A 21458-nucleotide genomic window follows, 5' to 3' on the forward strand; every position below is an offset into this window, starting at 1 on the left:
TTACTGCCCGTTAAGGCTGGGATAAAATTTCTTAGGCAGCCTTCTGTTCATTCATTTGTTTGTTTCCCTTTTAAAAGATCCCTGATTTCTGTTAATAATTGTTCTTCTTTTAAAAGATCCCTGATTTCTGTTAATAATTGTTCTTCTTTTGAAAGTTCAGGTACTGTTTCTTCCTCAACAGCATGTTCAGATCTTTTAAGCTTATTCAATAACTTAACGACTAGGAAAATAGAAAAGGCGATAATGACAAATTGGACGATCGTTTGAATAAAATTTCCATATTTTAAAACAGCATCTCCGAGTTTAAAATGTAATCCTGTAAAATTAATGCCTCCGATTAAAAGTCCTATTAAAGGCATAATAATATCTTCCACTAAGGATGTAACAATTTTTCCGAATGCAGCTCCAATAACGACCCCGACAGCTAAATCAATCACATTTCCTTTTAAAGCGAATTTTTTAAATTCCTTTAACAATATGTATCACCCCTTTTAAAAGTATTTACTAACAATTTACTATTTAAAAATAAAAAAACCCGCATATTGGCGAGTTTATTTTAAATCCATTCATAATGCAATGCAAGTGCCAATCCGATTAAAATAGCTAATAAAAGCACATCAAATGATGTAGGAAAAATGACTGTTCGCACTGCCTGAAAAACAGATAGTGGAACGATGATCTGGACCCCTACTTCGCGAATCTGCTTTAACCAAGATGGGAGGGTATAACGATTATATCGTCTCCGCATGCTTATTTCCTCCTAAAAGTCTTCGTTACTTGTTACACTATGAAAAAGATGGGTATTTGTGCTTGTAAAATGTATAGAAGCAAATAGATATGGTAAAGATGTTGACGGAAAAATCATTTCTTTAGTAATATATAAGATGGATGAAAACTTTACATATATATGAACGTTGAGAGGGAAGAGTACATTGTTAACGCTTTTCAGAGAGAGAAATCAGCTGCTGGGAGATTTCTTAAAGCTGTTGCAGTAGAAGGTCGCCCTGGAGTTGCTTTCTTGAAGATAAGTAGGGAAAGCCGGCAAAGCCGTTATCTTTTTTGAGTGCATAAGTATTTTTTGCTTATGAAAAAAGGTGGTACCGCGAAATCAACTCCTTTCGTCCTTTTATTGACGAAGAGGAGTTTTTATTTTGAGGAGGAAATTCGATGGAAACAAATGAACAGCAAACAACATTATCAACGAAATACGATCCAAATGCGATCGAAAAAAACCGCTATCAATTTTGGCTTGATGGCAAATATTTTGAAGCAAAAAATGATGAGCAAAAAGAGCCTTATACGATCGTTATCCCCCCGCCAAACGTAACAGGGAAGCTTCATTTAGGACATGCTTGGGATACGACATTACAAGATATACTAACACGTATGAAACGAATGCAGGGCTATGATGTACTATGGCTGCCTGGAATGGACCATGCAGGTATTGCGACACAAGCGAGAGTGGAAGCGAAACTTCGCGAAGAAGGTAAATCCCGTTATGATCTGGGAAGAGAAAAATTCGTCGAAGAAACATGGAAATGGAAAGAAGAATATGCGAGTTTCATTCGTGCACAATGGTCGAAGCTTGGTTTAGGACTCGACTATTCACGTGAGCGTTTCACATTAGACGAAGGCCTATCAAAAGCTGTACGTGAAGTTTTTGTGAAGTTGTATAATAAGGGATTAATCTACCGCGGTGAATATATTATTAACTGGGACCCGCAAACAAAAACAGCTTTATCAGATATTGAAGTTATCTATAAAGATGTTCAAGGTGCATTTTATCATATGTGCTATCCTTTAACAGACGGTTCCGGATCGATTGAAGTTGCAACGACTCGCCCAGAAACAATGTTAGGTGATACAGCTGTTGCCGTGCATCCGGAAGATGAGCGTTATAAGCATTTAATCGGAAAAACGGTTATTTTACCAATCGTTGGCCGTGAAATTCCAATCGTTGGTGATGACTATGTTGATATGGAATTCGGTTCAGGTGCGGTGAAAATTACACCGGCACATGACCCTAACGACTTTGAACTTGGTAACCGTCATAATCTTGAACGTATTCTCGTTATGAATGAAGACGGTACAATGAATGATAATGCCGGAGAGTATAAAGGATTAGACCGTTTTGACTGCCGTAAAAAAATCGTAAAAGATCTTCAGGACCAAGGCATTCTTTTTGAAATTGAAGAGCATCTTCACTCTGTAGGGCATAGTGAAAGAAGCGGTGCGGTTGTAGAACCATATCTTTCAACACAATGGTTCGTTAAAATGCAGCCTTTAGCAGACGAAGCTGTTGCACTTCAAAATAAAGAAGAGAAAGTGCATTTCGTTCCTGACCGTTTTGAAAAAACATACTTACATTGGATGGAAAATATTCGTGACTGGTGTATTTCACGTCAATTATGGTGGGGCCACCGCATTCCGGCCTGGTATCATAAAGAGACAGGTGAAGTCCATGTTGATCACGAGCCGCCGGCAGATATTGAAAACTGGGAACAGGATAAAGATGTTCTGGATACATGGTTCAGTTCAGCATTATGGCCGTTCTCAACGATGGGCTGGCCTGATACAGAAGGAACAGATTTCAAACGTTTCTATCCAACAGCAGCACTTGTAACAGGATATGATATTATTTTCTTCTGGGTATCAAGAATGATCTTCCAAGGATTAGAATTCACTGGAGAGAGACCGTTTAAAGATGTACTTATCCACGGTTTAGTACGTGATGAACAAGGACGTAAAATGAGTAAATCTCTCGGAAACGGCGTTGATCCGATGGATGTTATCGATAAATACGGTGCAGACTCCTTGCGTTATTTCTTATCAACGGGAAGTTCACCAGGACAGGATTTACGTTTCAGCTTTGAAAAAGTAGAAGCGACTTGGAATTTTGCGAATAAAATTTGGAATGCGTCCCGTTTTGCTTTAATGAATATGGACGGCTTAACATATGAGGAAATTGATTTATCAGGTGAAAAATCAGTTGCAGATAAATGGATTCTTACTCGTTTAAATGAAACGATCGAAAATGTAACGAAATTAGCCGATAAATATGAGTTCGGTGAAGTTGGGCGTTTACTTTATAACTTCATCTGGGATGATTTCTGTGACTGGTACATCGAAATGGCGAAATTACCGCTTTACGGTGAAAATGAAGCAGCAAAGAAAACGACGAGATCAATTCTTGCTTATGTATTAGACAATACAATGAGATTGCTTCACCCATTCATGCCATTCATTACAGAAGAAATTTGGCAGTCACTTCCGCATGAAGGAGAATCAATTACAGTTGCGAGCTGGCCGAAAGTGAATGCAGAGTTTACAGATGAAAAAGCTGCTGCTGAAATGAAGCTTCTCGTTGAAGTTATTCGTTCTGTACGTAATATCCGTGCAGAAGTGAACACACCGATGAGCAAGCAAATTCAAATGCAGATTAAAGCGAAAAATGAGGAAGTTCTTACTCAGCTTGAGAGCAACCGTGCATATGTTGAACGTTTCTGTAATACGAGTGAACTTGTAATTTCAACGGAAGTTGCTCATGATGAAAAATCAATGACAGCTGTTGTAACAGGTGCCGAGCTTATTCTACCGCTTGAAGGCTTAATTAATATTGAAGAAGAAATTAAGCGACTTGAAAAAGAAAAAGAAAAGCTTGATAAAGAAGTAGAAAGAGTTCAGAAGAAACTAGGAAACGAAGGCTTTTTAAAGAAAGCACCAGAAAGTGTTATTGAAGAAGAAAAGGCAAAAGAAAGAGATTATGTGGAAAAACGTGAAATTGTGTTATCGCGTATTCAAGAATTAAAAGGATAATTTTTTATAAGGGTCTGGCCTCTTGGGGTCCGGCCCTCATTTTGTAAAGGAGAAAAGAAAAATGTTCACTAACTATAAGGATGCTGTCGAATGGATTCATTCCCGTCTTAAATTTGGAATTAAGCCAGGTTTGAAAAGAATGGAATGGATGATGGAGAGACTGGGAAATCCGGAAAAGAAAATTCCAATTATCCATATCGCCGGAACGAATGGAAAAGGCTCTACCGTTTCATATTTGCAAAATATTTTCACAGAAGCCGGTTATAAAGTTGGAACGTTTACGTCTCCATATATTGAAGTGTTTAATGAAAGAATAAGTGTAGACGGCGAGCCGATAAGTGATGATGAAATGGTAGCTCTCGTTAATGAAATCAAACCTTTATCTGAACAGCTGGCAGAAACGGAACTTAATTCTCCAACAGAATTTGAAGTAATAACAGCAATGGCTTTTTATTATTTCGGTGTTGTTAACCAGCCGGATATTATAATATTAGAAACTGGCCTGGGCGGAAAATTTGACTCGACGAATATAGTTGAGCCGATTTTATCAATTATTACAAACGTTGGATTTGATCATATGGCGATTTTAGGCGATACGATTGAAGAAATCGCAGGTGAAAAAGCCGGGATTATAAAAGAAAATGCTCCGGTTATAACAGGAGTAGGCAATAAGAAGGCATTGGATGTTATTCAGAGAACAGTAGAAGAGAAAAATGTTCCATTATTTGCATTGGATAATGATATTAAAATTACTGAAAGCAGCTTAAAAGAAAATCAGGAGTTATTTTCACTTTCTACCCCTTTTAGAAATTATGAGGATCTTTTATTAACAATGCGGGGTGAGCACCAATTAAAAAATGCATCACTGGCAGTTACTGCAATCAACTATTTACAAGAGGAAAACAAATTTCCTATAACAGAGAAACAGCTTCGAACAGGGCTTGAAAAAACGAGCTGGAAAGGTCGCTTTGAAACGATGAGCAAAGACCCGCTTATTATTATAGATGGAGCTCATAATATAGAGGGCGTAGAAAGTTTAGTCGATGTAGTCAATAGACATTATGGAGATAGAAAAATTCATATTCTTTTCAGTGCTTTGGCTGATAAAGACTTTAAACCAATGATTGAAAGACTGACAGCAATTGCGACGAGCATGGCTTTTACAACATTTGATTTTCCGAGAGCGGCGAGCGCTGTTGATTTGTATGATGCATGTCCGATAGAAGATAAAAGATACTACGAGTCATGGGAAGAGGCATTGGAGAAGTTTATTCAGTGTAATGATGATGTGTATATTGTGACGGGATCGCTTTATTTTATTTCGGGTGTGCGGAGGTATTTGATGAAGTGAGGAAGGAAAAAGCTGTTGTGGGGGCAACAGCTTTTTGATATATATGAATTAGTTAATGATAATTATATTTGATTGTAGGCTCAGTTAATAATTCTATTTTAATAGAAGTGAGTAGATCATCAGATGGATCTCCCCCATTTAGAACTGGACAAGCTTTTTGGAAGGCATCCTTATTAGTAAAAGTTGAATATACATTTACATTACTGGGAGGTGAAGCTACCTTGCCATCTACACAGATTTTAGAATTTTTAGCTTCTTTAAAATCAACATTGGTAAAATCAACATCACCTCTTATATACCATAGGCTATCTTTAAAGTCATTTATCTTTGTTTTGCCACTAAAAAGGACATTTCCGTCAATATATATTTTACTGTTTTCAACGTCACCTATTGATAATGTCCCGTTATTATTTTTTCTCTCAAATTCTACTTGTCCGATAATAACAATTGTTGAATCATCAATACTATTATTAATATTATCGAACAGTATTGGGCTTTGAATAAAGACATTGGAAGTTTTAATCCCATATATATGTTTAAAAAAAGACGTTTGTCCAGTTATATATATAGTGGGGTTATTTTCCACTTTTAAGTTTGAATTTTTAGTGAGAATCAATCCTTTTTCAAAAATTAATGTTGAATCCTTGATCTCTCCTTGTTTTTCAGCAGAAATAGAATTACTGTATTTACAAGTTTTCCTCACGAATTCATCTTTGCCGTCTGTGAACTTTTTACATTCATCGAACTCTTCTCCATTATCTTTTTTCGGTCTCTTTATAATGCTCCAGAAGTCACTGGTATTTTGTTCAGCAGCGCCCTTATTAATTTTAACTGTGTATTTCAGCTTAGTTTCTATCATTTCTTCAGTAATATTATTCACTGTTCCTGTACTATTAAAGCTAAATTCTATTTCAATTGTTTCTTTATTATAATCAATATTTGTCCTAAATGGTTTACCTGTGGGTTCTCCGAAAAAAGAAGCATTATTGTAAAGAGGATAGGGCTTTTTTTTAAACACATTTTCAAATTCTTCGTTATTATATAGGAGATCAATGTCCATTTTTAGCTGATTAAGCGCTTCCTTTATGTAATCATCGCGATTATATGTTTTCCCGCTTTTTAAAATAGTAGCAATTTCATTATTTATTTCTGTTTCAATAGGTTCGCTAATACTGTTGACAGAAGCGAAAAAATGCTTCAAAAAATCATCCTCTAATTTTGCTTTATAATATTGGCTCCCCATCTCTGCTAAGTCGATCGCCTGATTTTTTACTTCACTTTTGTTTATTTGCTTTACATTTGATAAAGACAGTCCGATAACAGCAAGCCCAAGTACAGTAAATACGACTATAATTAAAAGGACAATGACTAACGATATTCCTTTTTCATTTTTTATCTGTTTCATTAGTCGCTTCCTCCTAGTCGGGATAGGGTTGTTTTTATTTCATAAGACTCTATAGATGAATCATCTAAGTAGCTGATGATTAATTTTATCGATAAGTTATTCATTTCTTTACTAGTCATTTCTTTGGGCATCTCAATATATATGTCTTTTTCCTCATCGAATTTTTCAAATTTATAAGTATACTTTTCTGAATTTAAAATGATTTTAGTTTGCTCTGTTTTAATAGAATCTTCCTCGAAATGAATGAGATAGTCTTCGTTCTTCCAATGGATATCTCTTAATTCTGTCATAATGGTATTTGCCTCCTGCTGCAAAGCAGTAATTTTCTCTGACCTTTCCGAATTTTTAAACGCATCTATTAACAATCCCCCTAAAATAATCATTATGATAGAGAGGATTGCAAGCCCGACTAATACTTCGACAAGGGTTAATCCTTTTTCATTTTTCATAAGAAAGTCCCCTTTACTCATACTCATAATAGAGGTATGTTTTGGAAGGCATTTTATCTGCCTCATTTTTCTTCGCTTCTATAATTAAACGATAAAGAGATTTAGAAATAACTTCTGATTCCTTCGTTTTGCTAATTTTAATAGAAATAATATCATCAGTATCATTTTCAACTAGCTGCATGAAATAATATTCTGAGTCATCTGGATCGGAGACAACATCTTGTTTTAATGAAAAGGTTTTACTTGATTCAAAAAGTTTCGCACAATTTGCAGGATTGACTTGCAATATGCTCATGCAATCGTAAAAATCTGTATCTTTTTTTATTCTTTCTGCATACTCCTGAGCAATATTCACCGACTGTAATTTATCCCCAGACATCGCATTATACTTAAATGCATTCATAAACAACCCTGCAAATGTAATTAAAATAATAGATAAAATAGCAATGGATACAACCAGTTCAAGCAGGGTAATACCAGAGTTATTTAAAATCTTTCTTTTCAAGGTGATTCACCTGCTTTCTATTATAGAATAAGAAATAAGTAGATTTACCCAATCTATTTCTTGGAAAGTAGACAAAAACTATCATTTTTTACATTTTTTCTAGTATTATTAATGTTGCATCTATTATACAATAAAAATATGAAGAATATTAAGAAATGAGTCGAATTTTATAGGTTGAAAGTACTATAGAGACTATCTTGTGAGTATAAGGAGTGAAACTATGAATCGGAGAAGTATAGTAAGCGGTTTCCTCACTATTGTATTTTGCAGTATTTGTATTCTTATATTTTTTAAGATTGGAATAGAAGAAGAACAGACAAGTGAAAAGAAAATAGAGAAAGAACAGCCGGTGAAAACAATCATCAAACAATCAGCAATCACATTAAACGATGACTATATTATTTCTTTCTTTGATAAAGAAATAAGAGTACAGCTTAAGCAAAGTGAAACATTTTCCCTGCAAACTTTTTTCGAACAGCGGCAAATTTTAAATGAAAATGAAGAGTCACTAAGTAGAATTGCAACAGGGATATACGATCTTGTTATTCAATCACCATTTGAAATAATAGAACGGCATATAAGCTCGGTTCAGCCAGAGTATGCAGAACTCGGATTAGAAGCGGCTTTTAAAATAGATAAATGGGATTTGAAATTTTATAATCCGCAAGATCATTCATATGAGCTTTCATTCAAAAATAATGGTGGACAGCTTATTGTTCAGTTAATTGGCCCGGAGTTGTCCAGAACGTATGAGGTTGTAAAGCAAGATGAGAGAACATATAAACCGCAGACGATCGTTCAATTTGATCCTGCATTAAAACCTGAAGCGAAAGTTATAAACAATGAAGGCAGAGACGGGGGAGCAGTTACTGTTATTAAAAGGGAATATGAAGATGGATGGCTTGAAAATGAAACTGTTATATCTACTGATTTTTATCCGCCGGTATTTAAAGTGGAGAAACGCGGGTTAAAGTCGGCAGCGGTAAATAATGAGAGCAGTACAGTTACAGAAAACGATACGAATGAAGTAGAGAAAAAAACAGAAGCAGAACAGAAAGTAGATAAAAAGAATCCATCCCAAGATTCTAAACAAGAGAGTAAAAATGATGATGATTTATGGGAGAAGCCGGAGATTATGAAGTAAGTTTTAAGGGGGGAAGCGTAATGGCGCAAATTAGAAAACGTTTAGGGGATCTTCTCGTTGAAGCAAATATTATTACAGAAGAGCAATTGCAGCAAGCGTTGACAGAAAAGCCGAGAGATCAAAAGCTTGGTGATGCTCTTCTGCAAAGAGGGTATTTAACAGAACAGCAATTAATAGAAGTGCTTGAGTTTCAGCTTGGCATTCCGCATGTCAGCTTGTACCGCTATCCTTTTGATGAAAATTTACTGAATTTAGTTCCGAAAGATGTAGCACTCCGGAATCTGTTAATCCCAATTAAGAGGGAAGAAAATAAGCTGTTCGTGGCGATGGCTGATCCGCTTGATTTTTACGCGATTGAGGATTTGCGTCTTTTAACTGGTTTCCAAATAGAAGTAGTCATCGCAACAAAAGACGATATTATGCGTTCGATTCGCAAGTATTATGATACGGATCATGAAATTGAAGGTTTTATTTATGATGATCTCCCAGCTGAGCCAGTAGTTGAAGAAGTGACTGAGGCGGATTCTCCTATTATCAAGCTCGTCAATCAAATTATTGAAAATGCAGTACAGCAGCGTGCGAGTGATATTCATATTGACCCGGGTGAGACGAATGTATCGGTTCGCTACCGTATTGACGGACATTTAAAAATAGAGAGAACACTGCCGAAGCAAATGCAAAATATGTTTATCGCCAGAATAAAAATTATGGCTAATTTGGATATAACAGAACATCGTGTTCCGCAAGACGGAAGGATTAAAACGACCGTTTCCCTGCATCCTGTTGATTTACGTGTATCCACCCTTCCAACTGTTTTCGGTGAGAAAATTGTACTAAGAATATTGGATTTAGGAAGTACTTTAAATGATCTTAATAAAATAGGCTTTCATCCGGTTAATTTAGAAAGATTTCACCGTTTAATTGAAAGGCCATCCGGACTTATTTTAATTACGGGTCCGACAGGTTCCGGTAAATCTTCCACACTTTATGCCGCATTAAATAAACTAAATTCAGAAGAAGTGAACATCGTTACGATAGAAGACCCTGTAGAGTATCAATTAGGAGGCATTAATCAAATTCAAGTGAATCCGAATGTTGGACTGACATTTGCAAAAGGACTCCGATCTATTTTAAGACAGGATCCGAATATTATTATGGTTGGTGAAATCCGTGATAAAGAAACGGCTGAAGTAGCCGTAAGAGCTTCTTTAACTGGGCACTTAGTTTTAAGTACGTTGCATACAAACGATTCAATAAGTACGATTACCCGTTTAATTGATATGGGAGTAGAACCATTTTTAGTCGTTTCTTCCTTAGCAGGTGTCGTCTCTCAGCGTCTAGTACGGAAAGTTTGCCGAGACTGTGCGGAAGTAGTGGAGCCGACAAAGAGGGAAATTGATATTTTCGCAGACAGAGGAATGAAAATCGATCAAATTACGAGAGGCAGAGGCTGTGGAACTTGTAATATGACAGGGTATAGAGGACGTCTTGCTATTCATGAACTACTTATGCTTTCAAATGAAATGAAATGGCTCATTATGAACGGAGAATCAATGTCAAAATTAAAAGAAGTCGCTGTTTTAGATGAAACTCTTTTCCTTCTTGATGATGGCTTATTAAAAGTGAAACAAGGGGTAACGACGACAGAAGAAATATTACGTGTAGCCATAATGGAGTGATCGAATGATGAAAATGAAAATAGAAGAGTATATGAGAAAAGCTTTTGAATTAAAAGCATCAGACTTGCATCTTACAGTAGGCATTCCGCCTGTTTTTCGTATTAATGGAGCCCTTCAGCAGTACGGTGATGAGCTGTTAATACCTGAACATACTTTCAATATGGCGAAAGCGATTGCGCCTGTATCTGTTTGGGAGCAGTTTGAAACGAAGGGGGAGCTGGATTTCTCCTATGGAATTCCAGGAGTTTCGCGTTTCCGTATTAATATATATAAACAGAGAAACTGCGTGTCAATGGCAATCCGTATTATTCCTACATCTATTCCGACGATTGAAGATTTAAAGCTTCCTCCCATTATGAAGAAAATTGCAGAAAAGCCGCATGGACTTATTCTTGTTACAGGTCCAACTGGAAGCGGGAAATCAACAACACTGGCAGCGACGATTAATTATATGAATGAAACGATGAAAAAACATATTATTACACTGGAAGACCCGATTGAATATTTACATAAACACGGGTCGAGTATTATTGACCAGCGTGAAGTCGGTTTTGATACATTAAATTTCGCAAATGGCCTGCGGGCGGCATTAAGACAGGACCCTGATGTTATTTTAGTTGGAGAGCTTAGAGATTTAGAAACAATTCATACGGCAATAACTGCTGCTGAAACGGGTCATTTAGTCCTCGGGACACTTCATACATCGAGTGCAATGTCGACGATGGACCGGATTATTGATGTATTTCCACCGAATCAGCAGGCACAAATACGAATTCAGCTTGCATCTGTTCTCGTGGCAATTATTTCCCAAAGGCTTTTTCCGACGCGGGACAAGCAGTCAAGACGGGCCGCACTTGAGATTTTAGTGAATAATTCTGCGATCGCCAACTTAATCAGAAATGAAAAAAATCATCAGATTATTAATGTGATGCAAACGAGCCGTGCACAGGGAATGATCACGCTTGAATCTAGCATTCAGGAACTTCTTTTTGCAAATGAAATAGATAGAGAGGCAGCTGCGCCGTATATAAGAGAAAGAATGAATGATTATGGCGAAATTTAAGTATGAAGGAAGAGGACATGCAGGTAAAACATCAGGAAAAATAACCGGTACATCGAAGCGGGAAGTGATTATAAAGCTGAAAGAAAAGGGTATTAGAGTAATAACAATTGATGAAATACCAGAAACTTTTCTCACGCAGGAAATTACGATTGGCAATCCGGTACAATTAAGGGACCTCGTTATTTATTTAAGGCAATTTGCGACATTATTAAAAGCGGGGGTATCTGTTGTTGATTCAACACGTATACTCGCTGAACAAACGTCGAGTAAGGCACTTAGCAAGGCGCTTTTAGATATCGACGAGGAGCTGCGTTCAGGAAAGCCGTTATCTTCTGCTGCTTTAAAGCATAAAAAGATTTTCTCGCCGATGTTTATTAATATGGTGAAAGCTGGTGAAGTGAGCGGTAATCTTGATGATACTCTTAATCGCCTGGCTATTCATTATGAGAAGCAACATAAAACGAGGCAGAAAATTATTTCCGCATTGGCATACCCGATCGTTGTAGGTGTTGTTGCAATGGCAGTCGTTATTTTTCTTTTACTTGCCATCGTCCCCACATTCGTTAATATGTTCGAAGGTTTTGGAGCAGAGCTTCCTTTAATTACGAGAATCGTTTTATCTTCCAGTGAATGGATGCAGTCATTCTGGTGGATCGTTATTATCGGAGTTCTTCTAATTAGTGTAATCTATTCTTTCTTAAAGAGTAAAAAGGAAACGAAATATTATTTAGACTTGCTTGCATTAAGAATGCCTATCTTTGGAAAAATGCTTCAGAAAGCAGCACTGGCAAGGATGACGAGAACACTTAGTTCTTTATTCTCAAGCTCTGTTCCAATTTTACAAGCGTTGACAATCGTTGAAAATGTTGTTGAAAATGAAGTAATAAGCAAGGTTCTTCATCAATCAAAACAATCACTTGAAAAGGGAGTTTCCTTAACAGAGCCGATGAAAGGACATTGGGTATTTCCACCTTTAATTATTCAAATGATTGCGATTGGGGAAGAAACAGGGGCACTGGATGAAATGCTTTCAAAAGTCGCCGATTTTTATGAAGATGATGTCGAACAAACGACAGATCGCCTAAAGGCATTAATTGAGCCGTTAATGATCGTTTTCCTCGCTGGAATTGTCGGTACAATCGTTACTTCAATCATGATTCCGATGTTTACAATTTTCAACCAAATAAATTGATAGAATTACAGATTTTCCTATATTAATAGATTAAAAGTCATGCTATAATAGGCTTGTCTTAATAAATAGGACTAAAATACTATAAAAGGGAGAAAAAAGCATATGATGAAAAAAATAGTGAAAAATCAACGTGGTTTAACATTAATCGAGTTGCTTGCTGTTATTGTTATTTTAGGTATTATTGCAGCTATCGCTGTACCTGCTGTAAATGCTATTATGAATAAGTCGAAGGAAGATGCGCTTGCAGTTGAGGCACGCAGTGTTTTAAATGCGGCAAAAATGTATGTGGCTGCAGAAAAAACTCCTGTAACTGGAGCAATTAATGAAACATCACTGGCACTTAAAAATTATTTAGATAATCCTCCTGCAAGGTACACAATCACAATTACTAATACTAATGGTGACTACTCTTTTAGTAATATTAGTGTAACGAATAAAGATGGAAAGACAAAAAATTATAACCAGGTAGATTTAGAGAAGAAAGAACAATCAACAACAACTACTGGGACTGGTAGTGGAAGCTAAAAAATTAAAATCCCCCTTAAAAAGGTTTTGATTCTATGATAACAGCCTATCTCGTAATAGTAGGTTTTCTCCTAGGCTCCTTCTACAATGTAGTCGGCCTTAGAGTTCCGAAAAATGAATCCATTATTGCGCCCCGGTCGGCTTGTCCGGGGTGTCGTCATACATTAACAGCAGCGGAATTAATCCCTGTTGTTTCTTTCTTGTTACAAAAGGGTAAATGCCGTAAGTGCGGCAGGAAGATTTCGGCTTTATATCCGGTTGTTGAACTGATGACGGGTGCCCTCTTTTTTACTGCATTGATGCTTGTCGGTTTATCATTAGAATTAATGATAGCCCTTACACTCATTTCCTTATTTATGATTATCTTCGTTTCTGACATTAAATATATGATTATTCCTGACCGTGTCTTGCTTTTTTTCTTAGCTCTTTTTATTATAGAAAGAATCATTTATCCGCTCGCTCCTTTTTATGATTCAATAATAGGCGGTGCGGTTGGCTTTTCCCTTCTTTATATAATTGCATATGTTAGTAAAGGAGGAATGGGCGGGGGCGATATTAAATTATTCGGTGTTCTGGGCATCGCTCTCGGGCTAAAAATCGTACTCCTTGCCTTTTTCCTTTCTACTATAGTCGGTGTGCTTGATGGTGTATGCCGGATTTTAATAGGAAAACATAAAAAAAGAACACCTATACCATTTGGTCCATCTATTATGGTTGGGACTTTAATAGCTTACTTTTTTGGAAATGAACTTATCCATTGGTATTTTTCACTATTCGGTCTTACTGTTGGGGGTTAGCATCTTGTTTTTTTCTTTTAAGCAAAAAATCGGCAATCTTATTATAAAAGATCATTGTATCCGCTACGTAGAACTAAAGACGAGAAATCCTCTCGTTTTAAGTATGTATGAAGAGCATATTATCCCCCATGGCATTATAACGGATGGGAGAATAATGAATAGCGACGCCCTTTCCCTTATTTTAGATGAATGTGTAACGAAATGGGGGATAAAAGGAAGGAAGGTCCGCTTCACTATTCCCGATTCCCATGTTGTTATTAGAAAGGTCTCTGTGCCAGCGGACTTGGAAGATGATGAAATAAGAGGTCATCTTTATGTTGAAATCGGTTCGAAAATTCATTTGCCGTTCGAGGAAGCTGTCTTTGATTATGTTGTTTTAAACAATGACGGAAAAATACAGGAACTCATTCTTTTTGCTTCATCGGAGGAGCTTGTCGAGCAGTATACAGATATATTAGAAGGAGCAAAATTAAAGCCGGTTGTCGCGGATATTTCCTCCTTATGTTGTTACCGTTTGTATAGAAATCTTATGAAGGAAGAAAAGGCGGTAACTTCTTTACTTATTCAATTTGATCTCACTTCGGAAAATTTCTGTATTTTTAAAGATGATAAACCGATTTTTATGCGGAACTTATTAAGAGAAGATATGGAAGAACGGCGGAAAGAAGATATTTATATAGTTGCAGATGAGATGTTAAAAGAAATAGAACATGTCGTAAACTTCTATCGTTATTCTTTAACTCAGGGCAGCGAAGAGGTAAATCAGTTTATAATAACAGGGGATCATCCAAATCTGGGAGCTATTTTTAAACAGTTAAAAGCGAATCTCGTAACTCCTATTACACTTTTATCAGCAGATGATACTATCCCTTATTCCTTTCACTTAGCAGCAGGGCTTGCGCTGAAAGAGGAGGAATAATATGCTGGCAGAAATTAATTTACTTCCTAAAAAAGATATAAAAAATCAGGCGAAAATAATTTTGTTTCTTATTATAATGATCGTATTACTTACGGCAATTATTATTTTTTATTTTCAATCCCGCTCTATTCATCAAAAAGAAGAAGAAATGATAGAAAGTAGAACTGGATTGGAACAACAGCTTCAACAGGCATATGAAGGAAGCGAATCAATGAATAAGATGCGTTCTATTCAAACATTGCAAAATGCCATTAGCTATGCGGATGAAATTTCTACAGATATTATTCCAGTACTTGAAGAGATGACTGAGCTGCTTCCGGAACGTGGTTTCATCATTGAATTTAAACAGGAAAACTCGGGTAAAATAACTGTTATTATTCAATTCGATGTGAACAGGGATACTGCTTATTATTTAGCTAGATTAAAAGAATCACCTTCATTTAAAAATGTGTCACTTCAGAAAATAGAAGCGAAAGAAGTGAATGCTGAATCAAATAATATAGCAGGTGATCATATATCGAGGATAGAAGCTACATATGAAATACATGTGAATCGTAGCGAAACAGGCGGTGATGAGAGAAATGAAAATTCAGCTGAGTAAAAATCATTATATTATTCTTATACTATGTGTCGCTTTGATCGGTCTTTTATATGCAGGTGCCTATTTTCTCTATCTTCAGCCTGTTAAACAGAGAATAAATGAAGAAACAAGTTCGATTCAATCATTAGATGAGAAATTGACCAGCTTGTCGACAGAAGAAGGAAAACCAGTTGTTAATTCCTATTCCTTACAACAAAGGCTTCCGGTAAAACCTTTAACAGAGCAATTCGTCCTTGATCTTGAAAAAGCAGAAATCATCTCAAATAGCAAAATTATATTAGCGGAATTCGCAGAAGACGGGCAAGCTCTCCAAAGCGAGGAGCAATCTTCAGTTGAGGATACTGATCAGAAAGAAGGAGCACCAACAGCTGCACCTGAAGGAATGAAACAGTTAACGGTCCGGCTTGAAGTAATATCAAATAATTACTATGATATGAAAACATTTATTGAAGAAATTGAAAAGCAGTTGAGAATTACGAAAGTAGAGCAATTATCGTTTGAAGGTCCGGAAGAAATAGTTAGTCTCGATCAAAAAATCGAGCCGATTACGTATGAATTACGCTTAATAACATACTATATTCCGAGTTTAACAGATTTGGAAAAAGAATCACCAGCCATTGATTCGCCGGTACCAAGTATGAAAAACAATCCTTTAACTCCTTATATAAGAGAAAAGACTGACGAAGAATCTTAATATTTGACGAAAATTATTTGAACGAGACGACAAATGTCTCGTTCTTTTTTTAATTCATTATGCTAGCATGAGACAAGAGCAGTGTTAGAAGGTGGTGGATAAAATGGACAAGCAATCATCTGATAAGATAAAAATAAAAATAAATGGGAAGGAAAGCAATGATTCTTTGAATGCGAAAGAAAAATTGCCAAGTAAGGAGGCAGGGGAAACTCCTTTTTTAGACTGGAATGAAAAAATAAAAGCAGAGGAAGAAATTGCTTCAACTAATCAAGATAAAGAGAAAGAGGATGAGTTTAACTGGCTTCTTCCAGATGAAGATGACATATTTAAAGAGGATCCTAAAGTCGTTCTTGATAAGAATAAATCAAAGAAAAAGAAACAGCCGGTTATTCATTCTAAAATAACTTCTTTTCAACAAACTTCTAACAGAAATCGTCCCACATTTCCAGTAAAACAATTTATTATGATTACTATATTAGCCATTATTACCGGTGTTAGTTTTAGCTATATTGGATTAAATTTATTTTCTAATGAAGAAATGCCAGAGATGGCTAATGTACCAAGTTCAACTGAAGGTATAGAGGAAGAAAAGCCGCCTCAAAATAAAAAGAAGGAAGGACTTGCATCAGATAATGAAAAAAAAGCTCCAGCGATAACAGCTGAATTAAATATATATGCTGTGCAGGTTGGTAAATTTTCATCGAAGCAAGGTGCTGAAACGGCAATTAATGATTTAAAAACAAAAGGTTTTCCGGCAGCGATTTTTGAAGAAAATGGCTCATTCTTTGTTTTTGCAGGGTTGGGGAAAGAAAAGGCAGAGACAGAGAAGTTAAGCGGATTTGTAAAAGAAGCAGGGATAGACGCTTGGGGAGGGAAAAGTATTTCACCAAAGCTGAATATTAATAAAGAGCCGGAAAAATGGACGGAAGTGATTGAGAGCTTAACATCTATAACAGCAAAGTCTATAAATGGAGAGAACGTGAATGCTGCTGAAATAGAGAAAGTGGAAACCCAAATTAGCAATTTTGGCAGTGAAGAAAAGGAAAATAAAGGATATTTAGAGAAAGCTGTTTCTTTATTAAAAGGCTCAAATAGTGAAGAAAATGGATGGAAAGCACAGCAGGAGCTGTTAAATATAATAAGTAAATAGAAGATGGCTTTTAACGTATGTTATTGTTAAGTCATCTTTTTTCTTTTTTAGAGCGGGAAAATTAGATTTTATTAAATTGTTTCATCTTATTCTGTTTGGTAGGATACATAATGTATCTTCCAATCTAACTCGTATGAAAGGCGGAATTATAATGAAAGAAAGATTAATTTTAGCTTCAGGTTCACCTCGCAGGAGAGAATTATTAGAAAATTTGAGAATTCCATTTTCTGTTGTTGTAAGTGAAATAGAGGAAATCATAGATCCGAATTTATCACCAGCTGAGACGGTGATGTCCCTTGCATTACAGAAGGCGGAAGCTGTAGGGGAAAGCTATCGTGATGTTTATGTAATGGGAGCGGATACGGTCGTTGTTTTAGATGGTCAAATATTAGGAAAGCCAAAGGATGAAGCAGATGCGATTGATATGCTGAAAAAACTTTCAGGTAGAGCACATGACGTATTTACCGGTGTTGCTCTCGTTCATGGTACTGAAAATCATTTGTTTTATGAGAGAACAAAGGTGACATTTTGGGATTTATCAGAGCAGGAAATTTATCAATATGCAGGAACTAAGGAACCGCTTGATAAAGCAGGAGCATACGGTATTCAAGGTTTTGGTTCATTGCTTGTTAAAGAGATTCATGGCGACTATTTTTCAGTTGTCGGCTTGCCGGTTGCAAGAACAGTGAGAGAGCTGCGCACATTTGGCTTGCTGGACAAGAGAGAAGAGGCATAGCAAATGGAAACTTCAACACTTAAAATTAGAGATTTTCCTGCAGGAGAAAGACCGAGAGAGCGTCTTATTAAAAATGGCTCAGCAAGTCTTTCTAATCATGAGCTTTTAGCAATTTTACTCCGGAATGGAACGAAGAAAGAGTCAGTTTTACAATTAGCAAACCGGCTTTTAACACATTTTGATGGTTTAAGAATGTTAAAGGAAGCAACGATCGAGGAAATTACGAGTATTTCTGGAATCGGTGAAGCAAAGGCAGTTCAAATTATGGCTGCCCTTGAAATTGGCAGGAGAATACATCAATTAACATTCGAGGACCGTTATGTCATCCGCTCACCGGAAGATGGTGCTAATTATGTGATGGAGGAAATGCGCTTTCTTACACAGGAGCATTTCGTATGCTTATATTTAAATACGAAGAATCAGGTTCTCCATAAGCAAACTGTCTTTATAGGCAGCCTCAATGCCTCAATCGTACATCCACGTGAGGTCTTCAAAGAAGCATTCAAACGTTCTGCAGCCTCTATTATATGTATACATAATCACCCGAGTGGAGATCCAGCTCCAAGCCGTGAAGATATTGAAGTGACAAAGCGTCTTTCTGAATGTGGAAGGATGCTTGGAATTGAGCTTTTAGACCATCTTATTATAGGAGAACAAAAATTTATTAGTTTAAAAGAAAAAGGATACGTGTAATACTTTTTTTTTTGCATAATTGAGTTATAATTGTATTTATGAGTTTTTTCGTTTCATTATAAGATGGTAAGCAAATCTTTTATAAAAAATTGTAACATTTCAGAGTAGAAACACGTCTATTTAAGGAAACTAAAAAGAAAATATGTTGAAAAACACTTTGTTTTTTGGACATATTAGCTCATTATTCTACATTATAAAATAAAAAAGTATTTCGTTTTGGAAAGGAAGATACACTAATGTTCGGAATTGGTACGAGAGACCTTGGTATAGATTTAGGAACTGCTAATACGCTCGTGTTTGTGAAAGGAAGAGGTGTAGTTGTTCGTGAGCCTTCTGTTGTGGCTTTTCAAACGGACACGAAGCAAATCGTAGCTGTCGGTAATGACGCAAAAAATATGATCGGCAGAACTCCTGGAAATGTGGTTGCACTTCGCCCGATGAAAGATGGAGTTATCGCTGACTATGATACAACTGCAACGATGATGAAATATTACATAAAGCAAGCGACTAAATCAGCAGGTGTTTTCTCAAGAAAACCTTATGTAATGGTATGTGTTCCGTCAGGGATAACTGCAGTTGAAGAGCGTGCTGTTATTGATGCAACACGTCAAGCTGGTGCTCGTGATGCGTATACGATTGAAGAGCCTTTTGCAGCAGCAATCGGAGCAAACTTACCAGTATGGGAGCCGACAGGAAGCATGGTTGTTGATATCGGCGGCGGAACGACAGAAGTAGCAATTATCTCATTGGGAGGAATTGTAACTAGTCAGTCGATTCGTGTAGCTGGTGATGAAATGGATGATGCAATTATTAATTATATTCGCAAAACGTATAACTTAATGATTGGTGACAGAACAGCAGAGGCGATTAAAATGGAAGTAGGTTCTGCAGGTTCATCAGAAGGTGTTGAAAATATGGATATCCGCGGCCGGGATTTATTAACTGGTTTACCGAAAACGATTGAAATTACAGCAAATGAAATTGCGGATGCACTTCATGATACGGTAACTGCGATCGTAGATTCAGTTAAAAATACATTAGAGAAAACTCCACCTGAGCTTGCGGCAGACATAATGGACCGCGGTATCGTATTAACTGGCGGTGGTGCATTGCTGCGTAATATCGATAAAGTTATCGGTGATGAAACAAATATGCCTGTATTAATTGCTGAAAATCCATTAGATTGTGTTGCAATTGGAACGGGTAAAGCATTAGAACATATTAATTTATTTAAAAATAAAGCGAAAAATAGTCGCTAATCTATAGGAAATATGATGTGAGAGGTGTAAATCATGCCACAGTTTTTTCTAAATAAACGGCTTATATTATTACTTGTTAGTATTATTGTTTTAGTGGCATTGATTGGTTTTTCACTGAAAGAAGACCGAAAGCTGACTTGGCCGGAACAATTTATTAATGATGCGACAGGTCTTTTTCAAACTATTTTCCATCGGCCCGCACAATATGTAGCGGGCTTATTTGAGAATGTCAACGATCTTAAAAATACGTATGAGGAAAATAGCCTTTTGAAGAGCCGACTCGATGAGTACATGCAGCTTGAAGCAGATCTGCAGCATTATAAGACAGAAAATGAAAAACTCAAAAAAGAGCTTGGAGTAACAACAGATTTAAGAGAATATAATCCTCTTATTGCTACTTTAATAGACAGAAATCCGGATCGCTGGTTTGAAAATATTAAAATAGATAAAGGCAAACAGGACGGTGTGAGAGAAAACATGGCAGTTGTTACCGCTCAAGGATTGATCGGTAAAATTAAAAAAGTAAGTGAGTTTACATCGACTGTCCAGCTGCTAAGTTCTCCAGACCGGCAGAATCGGATCTCAGCAGTCGTTATTCAGGATAAAGAGAATGCTTCTGGAATAATTGAAGGTTATGATGAAGAGAGAGAAGCATTAGTTTTAAGAAGAATTATTTCAAAAGCAACAATTGAAAAAGGACAAAAAGTTGAGACTTCCGGTAACGGCGGAGTGTTCCCAAAAGGATTACTGATCGGAGAAGTTATTGAAGTTGAGCCGGACTCTTACGGACTGACAAGGAAAGCATATATAAAGCCTTCTGCACAGTTTGATGATATTACAAACGTATGGGTTACAAAGCTTTCTCCAAAGCGTGAAAGTTTTAATAATGATGATGAAACAGAGGAGGAAAATAAGTGAGACGATTTTTCCTTCCTCTTATCGTATTAATCATTTTTATTGCAGAAAGTATTTTTGTTGATTTAGTCCATTTGCCATTTGCAGGGGAAGAGCAGTTTCTTATCCCGCATTTTTTACTGTTAACAATCATTTTTATTACAGCCTATGTTAACCAATCATATGGGATAATCTACGGCTTTATTTTTGGCTTTCTTTTTGATCTCGTTTATACAGGAGTTCTTGGAATCTATATGTTTGGATACAGTTTATTTGCTTATTTAGTTTCGAAAGCTTTGAAACCTTTGCACGGAAGCGCGTTAATTATTTTATTTTTAGGACTTTTATCGATTTGTCTTTTAGAATTTTATGTGTATGGAATCCATCTGTTAATAGGTACGACATCAATGACATTGTACAGTTTTACAACGCTCCGTCTACTTCCTACACTCCTTTTAAACCTTATTGCTGGAATTTTATTAATCTATCCATTAAAACGATTCCTTGTAAAGGTGAAAATTGAGCAATCAGATGAATAATCCTCATAAAGTGTCAACTTCTTTAAGTGGGTCATTATTCTTCCACT

At 36.4% G+C, this 21458-nt stretch carries 22 protein-coding genes and 1 other annotated feature; of the genes, 17 read left to right on the forward strand and 5 right to left on the reverse strand.

The window, feature by feature from the left end:
• Window positions 1-47 precede the first annotated feature (47 nt).
• Window positions 48-476: a large conductance mechanosensitive channel protein MscL gene (gene mscL / locus BFA01S_RS14805; protein ID WP_066232143.1), complete on the reverse strand. Its 429-nt coding sequence runs from the start codon at window positions 474-476 to the stop codon at window positions 48-50.
• 80 nt (window positions 477-556) lie between these two features.
• Window positions 557-748: a hypothetical protein gene (locus BFA01S_RS14810; protein WP_066232146.1), complete on the reverse strand. Its 192-nt coding sequence runs from the start codon at window positions 746-748 to the stop codon at window positions 557-559.
• Window positions 749-905: 157 nt separating this feature from the next.
• Window positions 906-1129: a binding site (T-box leader), on the forward strand.
• 38 nt (window positions 1130-1167) lie between these two features.
• Between BFA01S_RS14810 and BFA01S_RS14815 the strand changes: the two genes are divergently transcribed.
• Entirely contained in the window at window positions 1168-3816 is a 2649-nt protein-coding gene (locus BFA01S_RS14815) for a valine--tRNA ligase (RefSeq protein WP_066232150.1), read from the forward strand.
• A gap of 61 nt (window positions 3817-3877) precedes the next feature.
• On the forward strand, window positions 3878-5167 hold the full coding sequence (locus tag BFA01S_RS14820; protein WP_066232153.1) for a bifunctional folylpolyglutamate synthase/dihydrofolate synthase: 1290 nt from the start codon (window positions 3878-3880) through the stop codon (window positions 5165-5167).
• 52 nt (window positions 5168-5219) lie between these two features.
• Here the strand turns inward: BFA01S_RS14820 and BFA01S_RS14825 are convergent, their stop codons facing one another.
• Genes BFA01S_RS14825 through BFA01S_RS14835 form a run of 3 tightly spaced genes read right to left on the reverse strand, consistent with a single transcriptional unit; the run spans window position 5220 to window position 7526 of the window.
• Entirely contained in the window at window positions 5220-6572 is a 1353-nt protein-coding gene (locus BFA01S_RS14825) for a hypothetical protein (RefSeq protein WP_066232155.1), read from the reverse strand.
• A complete protein-coding gene (locus tag BFA01S_RS14830) occupies window positions 6572-7021 on the reverse strand; it encodes a PulJ/GspJ family protein (RefSeq protein WP_066232157.1) in 450 nt (149 codons plus the stop codon). The genes BFA01S_RS14825 and BFA01S_RS14830 overlap by 1 nt, the downstream gene beginning before the upstream one ends.
• 13 nt (window positions 7022-7034) lie before the next feature.
• Complete coding sequence (locus BFA01S_RS14835; protein ID WP_066232160.1) at window positions 7035-7526, reverse strand: prepilin-type N-terminal cleavage/methylation domain-containing protein; 492 nt, start codon at window positions 7524-7526, stop codon at window positions 7035-7037.
• Window positions 7527-7746: 220 nt separating this feature from the next.
• Here BFA01S_RS14835 and BFA01S_RS14840 point away from each other — a divergent pair, with 220 nt between their 5' ends.
• From BFA01S_RS14840 to mreD, 15 genes are all read left to right on the forward strand, one after another.
• Entirely contained in the window at window positions 7747-8670 is a 924-nt protein-coding gene (locus BFA01S_RS14840; RefSeq protein ID WP_066232163.1) for a VanW family protein, read from the forward strand.
• A 20-nt stretch (window positions 8671-8690) separates the two neighbouring features.
• A complete protein-coding gene (locus BFA01S_RS14845) occupies window positions 8691-10349 on the forward strand; it encodes a GspE/PulE family protein (protein ID WP_066232166.1) in 1659 nt (552 codons plus the stop codon).
• A 7-nt stretch (window positions 10350-10356) separates the two neighbouring features.
• Window positions 10357-11412 (forward strand): type IV pilus twitching motility protein PilT, encoded by a 1056-nt coding sequence (locus BFA01S_RS14850; RefSeq protein WP_066232169.1) that lies wholly within the window; start codon window positions 10357-10359, stop codon window positions 11410-11412.
• Complete coding sequence (locus tag BFA01S_RS14855; protein WP_066232198.1) at window positions 11399-12604, forward strand: type II secretion system F family protein; 1206 nt, start codon at window positions 11399-11401, stop codon at window positions 12602-12604. Before BFA01S_RS14850 ends, BFA01S_RS14855 begins: the two co-directional genes overlap by 14 nt.
• Before the next feature lie 102 nt (window positions 12605-12706).
• Window positions 12707-13129: a pilus assembly FimT family protein gene (locus BFA01S_RS14860; RefSeq protein ID WP_066232171.1), complete on the forward strand. Its 423-nt coding sequence runs from the start codon at window positions 12707-12709 to the stop codon at window positions 13127-13129.
• A gap of 35 nt (window positions 13130-13164) precedes the next feature.
• A complete protein-coding gene (locus BFA01S_RS14865) occupies window positions 13165-13926 on the forward strand; it encodes a prepilin peptidase (RefSeq protein WP_066232174.1) in 762 nt (253 codons plus the stop codon).
• A gap of 4 nt (window positions 13927-13930) precedes the next feature.
• Window positions 13931-14845, forward strand: coding sequence for a type IV pilus biogenesis protein PilM (gene pilM / locus BFA01S_RS14870; RefSeq protein ID WP_169800487.1), 915 nt, complete (start codon window positions 13931-13933; stop codon window positions 14843-14845).
• A 1-nt stretch (window position 14846) separates the two neighbouring features.
• The gene (locus BFA01S_RS14875) at window positions 14847-15446 is read left to right on the forward strand and encodes a PilN domain-containing protein (protein WP_066232175.1); all 600 of its coding nucleotides are present in this window, start codon (window positions 14847-14849) and stop codon (window positions 15444-15446) included.
• Window positions 15427-16140, forward strand: a complete 714-nt coding sequence (locus tag BFA01S_RS14880) for a hypothetical protein (protein WP_066232177.1) — start codon at window positions 15427-15429, stop codon at window positions 16138-16140. The genes BFA01S_RS14875 and BFA01S_RS14880 overlap by 20 nt, the downstream gene beginning before the upstream one ends.
• Before the next feature lie 103 nt (window positions 16141-16243).
• Window positions 16244-17290, forward strand: coding sequence for an SPOR domain-containing protein (locus tag BFA01S_RS14885; RefSeq protein WP_066232180.1), 1047 nt, complete (start codon window positions 16244-16246; stop codon window positions 17288-17290).
• A gap of 151 nt (window positions 17291-17441) precedes the next feature.
• Window positions 17442-18026 (forward strand): Maf family protein, encoded by a 585-nt coding sequence (locus BFA01S_RS14890; RefSeq protein WP_066232183.1) that lies wholly within the window; start codon window positions 17442-17444, stop codon window positions 18024-18026.
• 3 nt (window positions 18027-18029) lie between these two features.
• A complete protein-coding gene (gene radC / locus BFA01S_RS14895) occupies window positions 18030-18719 on the forward strand; it encodes a RadC family protein (protein WP_066232186.1) in 690 nt (229 codons plus the stop codon).
• 236 nt (window positions 18720-18955) lie between these two features.
• On the forward strand, window positions 18956-19978 hold the full coding sequence (locus BFA01S_RS14900; protein ID WP_066232189.1) for a rod shape-determining protein: 1023 nt from the start codon (window positions 18956-18958) through the stop codon (window positions 19976-19978).
• Between the two features lie 33 nt (window positions 19979-20011).
• Window positions 20012-20896: a rod shape-determining protein MreC gene (gene mreC, locus BFA01S_RS14905; RefSeq protein WP_066232192.1), complete on the forward strand. Its 885-nt coding sequence runs from the start codon at window positions 20012-20014 to the stop codon at window positions 20894-20896.
• Window positions 20893-21411, forward strand: a complete 519-nt coding sequence (mreD, locus tag BFA01S_RS14910) for a rod shape-determining protein MreD (RefSeq protein ID WP_066232195.1) — start codon at window positions 20893-20895, stop codon at window positions 21409-21411. The genes mreC and mreD overlap by 4 nt, the downstream gene beginning before the upstream one ends.
• The last annotated feature ends 47 nt before the right edge of the window (window positions 21412-21458 follow it).

This window comes from Metabacillus fastidiosus NBRC 101226, from assembly GCF_001591625.1.
Lineage (GTDB): Bacteria > Bacillota > Bacilli > Bacillales > Bacillaceae > Metabacillus > Metabacillus fastidiosus.